This is a genomic window from Frateuria sp. (genome assembly GCF_035695185.1).
GTDB lineage: Bacteria > Pseudomonadota > Gammaproteobacteria > Xanthomonadales > Rhodanobacteraceae > Frateuria_A.
Map to the genome: position 1 here is coordinate 24,848 of NZ_DASSES010000161.1, position 11,777 is coordinate 36,624.

Genomic DNA, 11,777 nt, shown 5'->3' on the forward strand with positions numbered 1-11,777 from the left:
GTCACGGGAAATTGATGCTAGAGAAGCGGCTCCCGGTCTGGCACGGCTGGCCCGATGGAGGAAGCTGGTATGCCAAGGGGTCAGGTTCACGTCCACAACCTAGACGAGTGAACCTGCCCCCGTTTTCGCCTTTTGTTGCTCGCGCACCAGGTCGATCAGTGCGCGCAGGCCGGCCGGCACGTGGCGATGGCCCGGGTAATAGAGACGCAAGCCGGGAAACGGCTGGCACCAGTCCTCCAGCACCGGAATGAGTTCGCCGCGCGCCAGCTCGTCGCGGATGTGCCACTCGGACAGGAACGCCAGGCCCATGCCGGCGCGCGCGGCATGGCGCATCAGCAGCGGATCGTCCAGCAGCACGCGGCCCGGCACGTCCACCGTCACCGACTGGCCGCGACGCTCCAGCTCCCAGTGGTGCAGCCCGCCGTGTGACAGCCGCATGCGCACCGCCTGATGGCCGGCCAGGTCCGCCGGCGACTGCGGCACGCCATGCGCGGCCAGGTACGCGGGCGAGCCCACCACCACCATGCGCAGGTCCGGGCTCAGCGGCACGGCCACCATATCCTGCGGCACGCTCTCGGCCAGCCGGATGCCGGCGTCGAAACCCAGCGCCACGATATCCACCAGCTTCGCCTCGCTCACGATGTCCACCTTCATCTGCGGATGGCGCTGCAGGAACTCGACGATCAGTGTGTCGAAGATCATCTGCGCCGCGCCGGCCGAGGTGTTCAGCCGCAACGTGCCCGAAGGCGTGGACGGGTCGCCGTGGATCTCTTCCGATGCGCGGCGGATCTCCGTGACCGCCGGCTCGATGCGCGCCACGTAACGCTGCCCCGCCTCGGTCAGCGCGACGCTGCGCGTGGTGCGGTTGAACAGCCGCGACGCCAGACGCGCCTCCAGCCCGGCCACCGCATTGCTCACCGCGGAGGTGGACATGCCCAGCTCCTTCGCCGCCGCGCGGAAGCTGCCGCGGCGGGCCACCGCCAACACGGCGTCGAGTTCGGTCAGGCCGGAGCGGTGCATGCGGATTGTCCCGATTATGAGGATGCCCCTTGCACCATACACCGGCTTATCGCAACGGTGCCGCGCACCCACACTGCTCCTCGACCCCGCTCCCCTACCCTTCGAGGACACCCCATGCAACGCATCGAGCACATCTACATCAACGGCGCCTTCGTCACCCCGCACGGCAGCGAATGGTTCGACCTGTTCAACCCGGCCACCGAGGAGGTCATCGGCCAGGTGCGGCTGGGCGACGCCGACGATGCGCGACGTGCCATCGCCGCGGCCAAGGCCGCCTTCCCCGCGTTCTCGCGCACCAGCCGCGAGCAGCGCATCGCCATGCTGCAGCGGCTGCAGGCGGCGATGGCCGCGCGCGAGGACGAACTGTTCGAAGCCATCGTCACCGAATACGGCGCGCCGATTTCGCGGGCGCGCTGGATGGCGGCCCACAGCCACCAGGTGATCGGCGAGGCCGCGGCGACCCTGGCCGAGTACGCGTTCGAGCACGCGGCCGGCAGCGCCCGCGTGGTGATGAAGCCGCTCGGCGTGGCCGGGCTCATCACGCCGTGGAACAGCAACGCCAGCTTCATCTGCGGCAAGCTCGCCACCGCGATGGCGGCCGGCTGCACCGCGGTGATCAAGCCCAGCGAGATGAGCGCGCTGCAAACGAAGATCGTGATGGAAGCCTTGCACGAAGCCGGCCTGCCGCCGGGCGTGGCCAACATCGTCAACGGACGCGGCGACGTGGTCGGCGCGCAGATCATCGCGCATCCGGACGTGGCCAAGATCTCCTTCACCGGCTCCGGTGCGGTCGGACGCGCCATCGCGCGCAGCAGTGCGGACACGCTCAAGCGCGTCACCCTGGAGCTGGGCGGCAAATCGCCCACCCTCGTGCTGGACGACGCCGACCTCGCCACCGCCGTGCCGCTGGCGGTGAGCGCCGGCTTCATGAACAGCGGGCAGGCCTGCATCGCCGGCACGCGCATCCTGGTGCCCGCCTCGCGACTGGCCGAATGCGAGGCGGCCATCGTCGAGCAGGTCCGCGCTACCCCCGCCGGCGATCCGCGCGACCCTGCCACCGCCATCGGCCCGATGGTCAGCGCCAGGCAGTGGCAGCGCGTGCAGGGCTACATCCGTCGGGGCATCGACGAGGGGGCCCGCGTGCTGATCGGCGGCGAAGGCCGTCCCGAGGGCATCACCCGCGGCTGGCTGGTCAAGCCCACCGTGTTCACCGACGCGCGCAACGACATGACGATCGCCCGCGAGGAGATCTTCGGTCCGGTGCTCACCGTCATTCCCTACCGCGACGAAGCCGAAGCCATCGCCATCGCCAACGACACGCCCTATGGCCTGCACGCCTACGTGCTCACCGGCGACAGCGCCCGTGGCGCGCGCGTGGCCTCGCAGATCGAGGCAGGCCGCGTGCTGGTCAATACCCTCACCCATGAACCCAGGGCGCCGTTCGGAGGGTTCAAGCAGTCGGGCATCGGGCGGGAGAACAGCCACTACGGGCTGGAGGCGTACTTGGAGCCGCAGGCGATCGTGGTGGGATAGGCTGCAAAAGGGGACGTGGCCAATTAACATTACTTAATTAGCCGCGTCCCTTTAGTTGAGCAAATTAGACCGAGTCATCACCACTCCATATTAGTGTTCAAGAGCCCGAGCGATGCGGCTAGCGTAGGTTGGCCACCTCCATTCTCTCAATTGATTGCAACCAAGCCTTAGACCGCTGACCGTTGACCTCCGACCCGAGGTAATTATTGCGATTTAATCGCCTCCGCCCTTTTTTTTCGAGACTGGCCAAAGGTGCTTAATTAGACCGTCCGAGAAAGCGGAACTGGCTCAGTTTGTTGCCTGCACCCGATGGGACTAGCCCAGCGGCTCGTCATACGAGCCACAGATGCCGCCGACATGCACCGCGTGCTGGTCCTCGATCCATGTACGCAGCGTGTCGTGCTCCGGCCGGACGAACTTGGCCAGATAGACTCCGCCAGGTTTGGCGGTCAACCAGACGCACACGTCCGCACGCTGTCCCAAGCGGTTCATGAACCGCAGCACCACTTCGTGTTTACCGGGAAGCATGCGGATCTCCGCCGGGCACCTGAGGAGGAATTTCTTGCATCCAACGGACTGGCCATCCAGTTTGAAAATACTCAGGCCGTAATCCTGCCCGAGCTTCAGGGTTGCAGGAGCGTCCCCAACAAGCTGCCCGGACGAATAGGCTGTAAAAGTTCCCTTGTTCGTCATGGTGGGCTGGCAGCCGGTGCAGAGAAGAGCCACCAGCGTCGCAATCGATCCTGCACGAATCTTCATGTGTTCATTCCCTTGGAGTGTCCGTAGTGTCGATGACAGTGACCTTCAATGAATAGCCGTAGAGTACCGGCATGAGGTGATACCTGCGGCCCGCCTGGAAATCCTCTCTCAGAGCATACGGCGCAAACCCGCCCCCCCTCGAGACGCTTCCCAAGACCGTATGGATGCCGGGCAGAACATGAATCTCTCGGACGGCCGCGTATCCGCCATTCCACGTAGTCAGGGGGTTGGCCAGTTCCTTGCCGTCGAGGTCTCTCACCAAGACGCCGTCACTGTCCTGAAAAAAGATGACGGCCTCATCGGAGGCCTGCCTCGGTGACCCAGGATATTGATAGAACACCGGGCTTACTGCGCAGCCAGACAAAAGCGTCACGCCAACCAACAAAAAAAGACGTCGCATAGTTCCTCTCGCAAATGCACCGATCCAGTAAAGGGGACATGGCTAATTAAGCTAAGCACCACCTAAGGGGTCTGAGGCAATTATCCCGATTTAATTTCCTCCGCCCCCTTTTTTTCCGGGCCTCTGACCCCGGTTTCGCTGGCCCCACTCTCCTACTTGGCATCCCGATTCGCCTTGGCCTCCTCGGCGAGGGCCGCACGCATTTGAGCAACCGTGGCTTGCAGTGCCGGGTCGTTACCGAAATGTGCGATGAAGTAATGCAGCGTCTCACGCAATCCAGGCTCATACCGGACGCTCTGAACGCTCGCGCGCATCACCCAACCGCGCGGGTCATCAGCGTGGGTACGTATCAGTTGGTCAGCAATGCTTTTCGCTTTGTCTAGCTCGTTGGTTGATATATACAAGTCACCGAGTTCAGCAACTGACCAGATATCCGTGGGATCGAGCGCTGCCGCTCGCTTGAGTGCACTCTCCGCCAGACCAATTTTCCCGAGCTTCTCAAAGGCAAGCGCCCGCGCCTTAACGGCGCCTGCGAAGTCGGGGTGGGCATCCAGCACCTTGTCGGCCTCGGCCAGCCCCCAGCGAGGCTCGCCCGCCAAGGTGAGGCGCATGGACCGCTCTGCTGTCATCTTCCATGCCGTCGGCGCCATTGGGTCGAACCGCAATGCCTCGGACAAATAAACCAGCGCCATCCCGGGATTGTCCCTGGCTACCAACCCGGCCCTGGCAAGATGGGCGGAGGTCGACAGCTGATCGAATACGGCCGGGTAGGCGCTCACCTGAGCGGCACTGCTGCACCGGCAGTTGTCGACGGCATAAAAGGGCTCCTCGGTGAGCAAGATCCGGAGCAGCGGGTTCTCCTCGACGTGCTCTTGCGCAAGGGCCGCGACTTGTTTCATTAGTTGCAAAGATCCGTGCCACTTCGGTTCGACAGCTACCATCAGGTAGCTATAGACAGAATAATCATCCGGCACCGCCTTCACCGCCTGCTGCGCGACTTTCTCGAGATAGGCGCCGTCCCGCGCGATATTCGCACCACTTAATAGCGCTATATAGGCGGGAGTAATGCTTGGGTCGAGTTCGATGGCTCGATGCAAGTCGGCCTCGGACTTCTCAACCAGCGCATCCATCGTTTGCAGGCGCGCTTGCGGGGTGTTTCTGATCCTGTCCCTACCCCGTGCATTGCTGGCCTCCGCGACGTAGGCATAGCCGCTTGCCGCGAACGCAAAAGCACTTCGGGGCGATTCCCGCTTCCATCGATCAAGCAGCATTCGAAGGTCTGCGGTGGGTGCGCTGAAATCCCGCTTGTAGGTCTCGTCCAACAACCCGTACGTGTTTGGACTGCCCTGCTGAGCTTGTGCCCTGCGCAATTGCTGGTCCAACTCGCGCGTACGACCACTCCGGATGAGGCGCTCGATTTCGGCAAGGGAAACCACATGCTGCAGGTGGTAGTGGCAATAGGCGGTTGTGGTGTCGCGTGACCAATGGCTTCCCGGCGGATCAGGGTAAGCCATGCAGCGCAGTATCGGATCCTTGATCGCCTCGGCGGACTTCGCCGCGCTCAGAAATTGGCGAACCTGTTCGGCGTTGTATTCGTGCGGCGGAGCAGGCGCGTCTGTAGCAGGTTCTCTGCTTACTGAAGGGACTACGGTGGCACTTGCACCTTCGGGTGCGGCGCGGGCCGTCTTTTCGGCTCCAGCTCCGCCACAGCCAGCCAGCGACATCATTGCCACCAGAGCAAGCCAACGGGCCCATTCCCTGCAAACGGCCATCTTTCTCTCCTTAATTGTCCGGGTACGGTAACAGATCATCAACCAACGCAGCCATTGTTTGACAATCAGCTTCATCTCGCTTGCCAAGCCGCAGTCACCGCGATTGCAATAGCAAAGACGGGATCAGATTCACTTACGAGCCGTAATAAGTGAACCTGACCCCGTTATGGCCGAAATCCGACACGTGTTGGGCAAGAGCGTTCCCTCGGCGTCCAGAAAGTAGGTCCAGGGCCTGGTTAGTCCCGACCCAGCCGAACTTAGTCGCTTTCCTCTTGCTCGTGAGCATACTGCCCTAAAAGTGCACGGTGACCTCTGTTTTAGAAAAAGAACCTGAGCTCCCATTTGGTCTTGACAGTCGGATCACCAGCCCCGTGCGAGAACTTCGCCAGTTCCTCAGACCCGACCTCAGAGGACCGGTCATGGCTCGCACGCTCAGACAAATCAAAAGATATCGACTGGGATTTGGGCTCATCTTCTTGATCTCATCCGTCATCCTGCTCGCATCTACCTTTGCGAGGCACATATTGTCGCCCAGCGCCACGGGTGCACCGAATGAAGAACAACCGGCCGGTCTCGGGACATCGACCAATCTGTCCACGATCATTTCCGTGACTTCGCTGCTGACCTCCTTTACCTCTCTCGGAGGCTTTTTCTTCTCAACAGCAGTTGCCTGGAGAAAAGAGCGTCGCGATCAAGAAAACGCGGACGTTGAGCTTGAGAAGAAAAAACTAGAACTGGAGCAGCTCCGCAGGGAGCTTGAAGTACGCAAGAAGCGCAGCTCCACCACGAATAAAAAAAAAGGGGACGTGGCCAATTAACATTTCTTAATTAGCCGCGTTCCTTTAGTTGGCTCACTTCCACGGGCTAGATAAATTAACCTGCCCCGTTAGCTCATTTAATTGCCTCCGTACCCTTTTTCTTGGTTATTGCGGTGAACATCGCCATGGGCGAAACGCCCTTAGAAACGGGCGTGGCTGATTAAGCTGGCGTCCTGCCAGACGACGCCCTAATTTAATTAGCCACGTCCCCTTTATTTGCTCTTCCGCCTTTGCCTGCTTTCTCAATAGACCCTAACGCTATGACCGAGCGCCCGTAGAGCTTTGCTAGTGCGACCGTTTCGGGGCGAATACTTTTCCGGCCGCGCCCAGCCAGCAAGCTCGGCGAGCTGGTTGCGACCAAGATGCGGAAACTGCAAATCCGCAGAGCGAGAAGCATCGAACAGACGAGATGGCATATCTGCGGCACTTCCGCCATCCAAAACGAATGCGATCAACTCCGCGACAGACTGACCCCGTCGATTCCTCTGACCCCACATCAACTTAGCGAAAGCTTCACTCCTCTGACGGGCAGGCAAACTATCTGCATCAACCCTAAGCTGCTCGGCAGTCATGCGTCGGTAATGATCGCGACTGGAATGGTTTGATTCAAACAACGCAGAGAAATCCCCCAAATCAAGTGAACCAATTCGACTAGGCGCCAGCAATTCCTTAATGAGGGGCGCACGCTCATGACAATTCACATCCTCCTCAGACGGAGGTGATGGCAACTGGGACCACCACACCAGTGCCTCCTCTGTGGCGCTTGCTGGGTTGGCGAAATTCCTCCGATGAGAGTCTTCATACGGATGGGACGTCCCTTCCACCACACGATTGTAGTAGTACGCGTGCAGAAATTGGTCAGCTTGCCAGGCAGGAGGCACATCGGAATTTAACCACGCTGGCTTATACTTCGGCGCGCGCAGGGCGATATCCTGGAGTATGGCGGCACCCTCCCGCCACTCTTTAATAAAAGCCTCCTTCTGGCGATCTACCGCAGCCTTCTTATCGCTAAGAAACGTAGGCCCACCCCAGCGAGGAACTGAGCGTTTCCGGATCAGTTGCTTCTCCATTTCATCCACTAGGGCATCCCTCGCCTTCAAAATCGCCTCCTGCTCCGCAATAATGGCTTCCGAAAGGTCAAATGTCGCATCGCAAGCAGTGAGTTCTTCAAAGAAGTGCTCGATCTCACCAAGCGCCCCCGTAGCTTCAAGCTGAGACTCCGTCAAGAACACCCCGAACTCGATGTTGGAAACCCACGCTCTGTCCGTGAGGTTTGCGGACCCAACATAAACACCATAGCCACGCCACCAGATAACCTTCGAATGAAGAACATCTGGCACGAGTCGGCAAAAAACGTTCCTGTCTGCGCTGCGTAAGAGGCGTCGCAGGAGAGAGGGCGCCACCGGTACGGTATGGTCGTATCTCATCCAAATGTCGAGCCTGCGGCGATTGCGTAGACAGTCTTCCAGCAAGCTATGCTCGTCATCACCATACGCAATGGCGGCTTTCACCCACTCGACCTGGACATCCGACCCAGGCAGGACGTTCCTCAGATAGGTTCCTGTCAGCCCGTTTGCGAAGAACTGCATTCCTAATCCCCCTTATCCGCACGAATACGCCTTAGTGAGTCATGTCCATTTAGAAAAATGAATCCGACCCCCTTTTTTGCCGTTGCAACCGAAATCGGGAGGTAAGCCATGTATCCAATGACCGCGGGAGCGGCCAGCAATCCACCCTGGGCGGAAAGTCTCACATAAAGGGCGACCTGCGCCCGCTCTTCCCCTGTGAACGGGAACAAAAGGGGACGTGGCTAATTAAGTCAACACAGCAGACCCGTCCAGCTAGGCAGCCGATAGATTTAATTAGCCACGTCCCCTTTAATTTCTCCTGGCGCTGGATCGAACGCAGCGGACAGCGGAGCCTTAAGCAACCGGGATTCCCTACCCGCAGCACGCGCGGCGGGAGAGCTATGTGCCTATTGACCCCAGCGGAGAAATGGTGACCCCGTTCCATTGCGAGACTTTTATTTGACGGTTACTTATATGGCAAATCATCTGGCGATCTTGAGGCTCTTGCCGCAGCGCCAGGAAATCCATTGACGTCGCGTAAAAAGTTATTGTCGAAAGACAAAGCCAACTTTCTTGGCGACAGAAGAACTGCTTTAATGTGCCACCAGTCCTTTCGGTTTGACAGCAATGACCGCTCTACTCTTTTTGAAAACCTTAGCGCCTTCAGCTGATCATTGTCGATCTTCAAAATCCGCTCATGCTTTATACATTCATTTAGAATAACAAAAAAATTGCTCGACCCAGCATCCAGACTTGCACCGTACTCGACGAGAATCTTATTCGTTACAACTAACGTTCCATGCCTCCATAGCCACTCGAGAAAAGACTTCAGCTTCTCATCGACTGGATTTTCCAGTCTGACTGCAACGCAATCGTCTACAAAAATATCCTTCATTGACTCACCGTCCGATGGCGATATTCATGACGTCAACCTGATATGTGGTAAAAAAACCCGGAGGAGCACCAACTATTCTTCCGGTCTTTTCGAAGGTGATGTCGTGTATAACACCGCCAGAGTTAGACTGCTCCAAATAGTAGACCGCGACATCTTCTGGCGCCAAATCGCCAGCAACAACGTGACGCCTGATGCGGTTAATCAGATATTCGGAATGAGTCTCTACGAGGTAGCAAAACCCGCGATCCTTTACGTTTTTGACAAAATGGGAGGCCACCTCCGCCTGAACGCTTGGATGGAGATGAGTCTCCGGCTGGGAAACCGCTACGGTAGAACCGTCTTTCGTTTGCAATTCGGCTACAAGTACCGGCAAAAATTGATTGATTCCAAATCCGACGTCGACAATTGACGAACTCACGGAACTGCCCAGAGATTTTACAGTCACCTCAAACCGCCCGCCCGCTAACTTGTTCGCCTTGATACTCGCTGCTAGACCAATCGATTTCAGCGATTTAACTAGCTGTGGAAGCTTATCGCTTTTTGCGTTTTCCCAAGCCAAAACTTGCTCGATAGCATTCTGTCCGCATACGCCGACTTTTAGGTCCGGTCCAACCAAGTGATAGTAGGTCCGTTGAGGAGGAATGCGGTATGACCCGATATAAACAAATGTCTTTAAGAAATCAGACACTATATCCTTCGAAGCCTTAAGCGCCGTCAAGGCCCAAAAGTTGCTAATTCTTTGCTCCTTGGGGTCAAAATCAAAGATTGTGGATAAATTACTAGCTTGATGCTCGCCCTCAGAAGGAACATCCCCAACCATGTGCTGTTCAGCCTCTTTTGCAACGGAGGCAACTGAGATTTTCTTGACCTTGGCACCGGGCTCAGGCACTGCGGTCTTTATCTGAGCCGCCGCATAAAATACCGACTCAAACGCGCGCGCCATCTCAGGAAACTTTTTAACAAAGTTGGAAGAGGCGCCGAGCGGCTTGTAAGACCACTTCAGAGTGTATTTATCCTTCGCCTTAGATATCGACCATGCGATATCCTTATTCTTGACGCTAGCGGAAACCATTCGCGGCATGCTAGTTTTAGCATCCCTTTCGTAAACCCCTCCAAGCTTCACGGGCGCAGTCGATACTTTTGCCCACTTATTTGTAAAGTTGAGATCAATTGAAATGTTGCTGGCCACGCGATGCGATTTAACGATCTCACGAAAGTCGCCCGTTTCCACCAAACTTCCGTTGGGCAAAAAATATGCTGGAAACTGGGGCGACTGCAAACACGAAAGTATAGATGCGAGAACGGACGTCTTGCCGCCGCTATTGGGGCCTAACAAAAGAGTTATCTTTGAAAATTTAAAGTCAGCCTCTTTGAAAGACTTGTAGTTGCTCAACCTCAATCCGGACAAGTACATATTTTCCCTCAAATGTACGTGGTTTTTTCTGCTATGCCAGACGGCCCTAACGGGCCGTCCGAGCTGGGTGGGAGCCCATTGTGCCGCCCGTCTCTAAGTGGACTGCCGCCGCTAAGTCCCGTTGGTCGAGCGGAGATGGAACATACAAGACTTAGCATTTGGGAACAACGGAAGAGAGAATGGCCTCCATGACAGCGCCCAGTCCGTCTTGCTGTTCACAGCATTGGGACATTTATCCCCTGCTCCCGCGCACACTCTTTAGCGGCCTCGTAACCCGCATCCGCATGTCGCATTACCCCGGTCCCCGGATCATTCCACAACACCCGAGCAATCCGCTTATCCGCCGCCTCACTCCCATCACAAACAATCACCACCCCCGAGTGCTGGCTATACCCCATCCCCACACCCCCACCATGATGCAGCGACACCCAAGTCGCCCCACCGGCCACATTGAGCATCGCATTCAACAACGGCCAATCCGACACCGCATCGCTCCCATCCTTCATCGCCTCGGTTTCCCGGTTCGGACTCGCCACCGACCCCGAATCCAGATGATCCCGACCAATAACGACAGGCGCCTTCAACTCCCCCTTCCGCACCATCTCATTGAACGCCAGCCCAAGCTTGTCCCGCTGCCCCAACCCCACCCAGCAAATCCGCGCCGGCAACCCCTGGAAGCTGATCCGCTCCTTCGCCATGTCCAGCCAGTTGTGCAGGTGCTTGTCGTCCGGGATCAGCTCCTTGACCTTCTGGTCGGTCTTGTAGATGTCCTCCGGGTCGCCGGAGAGCGCGACCCAGCGGAACGGCCCGACACCCCGGCAGAACAGCGGCCGCACGAAGGCCGGCACGAACCCCGGAAAGGCGAAGGCGTTCTCGCAGCCCTCATCCTTGGCCATCTGCCGGATGTTGTTGCCGTAGTCGAAGGTGGGGATGCCTTGCGCATGGAAGGCGAGCATGGCTTCGACGTGCTGCTTCATCGAGCGCTTGGCGGCGTCGCGGGTGCCGTTGGGATCGCTCTTGCGGCGCTCGAACCACTCTTCCACCGTCCAGCCGAGCGGCAGGTAGCCGTTGACCGGGTCGTGCGCGCTGGTCTGGTCGGTGACGGCGTCGGGCCGCAGGCCGCGGCGCACCAGCTCGGGCAGCACTTCGGCGGCGTTGCCCAGCAGCGCGATGGATTTGGCTTCGCCCGCCTGGGTGTACTTCTCGATGCGCGCCAGCGCGTCGTCCAGGTCGGTGGCCTGCTCGTCGACGTAGCGGGTCTTCAGGCGGAAGTCGATGCGGCTCTGCTGGCATTCGATGGTGAGCGAGCAGGCGCCGGCCAGGCTGGCGGCCAGCGGCTGCGCGCCGCCCATGCCGCCTAAGCCCGCGGTGAGGATCCACTTGCCCTTGAGGCTGCCGTTGTAGTGCTGGCGGCCCATCTCGACGAAGGTCTCGTAGGTGCCCTGCACGATGCCCTGCGAGCCGATGTAGATCCAGCTGCCGGCCGTCATCTGGCCGTACATCATCAGGCCCTTCCTATCGAGCTCGTTGAAGTGCTCCCAGTTGGCCCAGGCCGGCACCAGGTTGGAGTTGGCGATGAGCACGCGCGGGGCGTCCGG

Annotated in this window: 10 protein-coding genes; 2 read left to right on the top strand and 8 right to left on the bottom strand. The window is 58.7% G+C overall.

Annotation, left to right across the window (positions count from 1 at the left end; translation table 11 throughout):
* Nucleotides 1-99: 99 nt before the first annotated feature.
* The gene (locus VFH59_RS13110) at nt 100-1,020 is read right to left on the bottom strand and encodes a LysR family transcriptional regulator (protein WP_325165350.1); all 921 of its coding nucleotides are present in this window, start codon (nt 1,018-1,020) and stop codon (nt 100-102) included.
* A 114-nt stretch (nt 1,021-1,134) separates the two neighbouring features.
* On the opposite strand from VFH59_RS13110, the gene VFH59_RS13115 reads away from it, so the two are divergent.
* Nucleotides 1,135-2,553, top strand: a complete 1,419-nt coding sequence (locus tag VFH59_RS13115; RefSeq protein WP_325165351.1) for an aldehyde dehydrogenase family protein — start codon at nt 1,135-1,137, stop codon at nt 2,551-2,553.
* A 315-nt stretch (nt 2,554-2,868) separates the two neighbouring features.
* On the opposite strand, the gene VFH59_RS13120 is transcribed toward VFH59_RS13115, so the two are convergent.
* From VFH59_RS13120 to VFH59_RS13130, 3 genes are all read right to left on the bottom strand, one after another.
* On the bottom strand, nt 2,869-3,312 hold the full coding sequence (locus VFH59_RS13120; protein ID WP_325165352.1) for a hypothetical protein: 444 nt from the start codon (nt 3,310-3,312) through the stop codon (nt 2,869-2,871).
* Nucleotides 3,313-3,316: 4 nt separating this feature from the next.
* Nucleotides 3,317-3,652: a hypothetical protein gene (locus VFH59_RS13125; protein WP_325165353.1), complete on the bottom strand. Its 336-nt coding sequence runs from the start codon at nt 3,650-3,652 to the stop codon at nt 3,317-3,319.
* A 212-nt stretch (nt 3,653-3,864) separates the two neighbouring features.
* Entirely contained in the window at nt 3,865-5,559 is a 1,695-nt protein-coding gene (locus VFH59_RS13130; protein WP_325165354.1) for a tetratricopeptide repeat protein, read from the bottom strand.
* 344 nt (nt 5,560-5,903) lie between these two features.
* On the opposite strand from VFH59_RS13130, the gene VFH59_RS13135 reads away from it, so the two are divergent.
* Nucleotides 5,904-6,302 carry a hypothetical protein gene (locus VFH59_RS13135; RefSeq protein ID WP_325165356.1) on the top strand — a complete coding sequence of 133 codons (399 nt, stop codon included), beginning with the start codon at nt 5,904-5,906 and terminating at the stop codon, nt 6,300-6,302.
* A gap of 242 nt (nt 6,303-6,544) precedes the next feature.
* On the opposite strand, the gene VFH59_RS13140 is transcribed toward VFH59_RS13135, so the two are convergent.
* The 4 genes from VFH59_RS13140 to hutU form a co-directional block, all read right to left on the bottom strand.
* Entirely contained in the window at nt 6,545-7,891 is a 1,347-nt protein-coding gene (locus VFH59_RS13140) for a phospholipase D-like domain-containing protein (protein WP_325165357.1), read from the bottom strand.
* 445 nt (nt 7,892-8,336) lie between these two features.
* Entirely contained in the window at nt 8,337-8,765 is a 429-nt protein-coding gene (locus VFH59_RS13145) for a hypothetical protein (RefSeq protein WP_325165358.1), read from the bottom strand.
* A 4-nt stretch (nt 8,766-8,769) separates the two neighbouring features.
* Entirely contained in the window at nt 8,770-10,179 is a 1,410-nt protein-coding gene (locus tag VFH59_RS13150; RefSeq protein ID WP_325165359.1) for a DUF3696 domain-containing protein, read from the bottom strand.
* A 215-nt stretch (nt 10,180-10,394) separates the two neighbouring features.
* On the bottom strand, nt 10,395-11,777 hold a 1,383-nt coding region (gene hutU, locus VFH59_RS13155; RefSeq protein WP_325165360.1), incomplete at its 5' end, for a urocanate hydratase.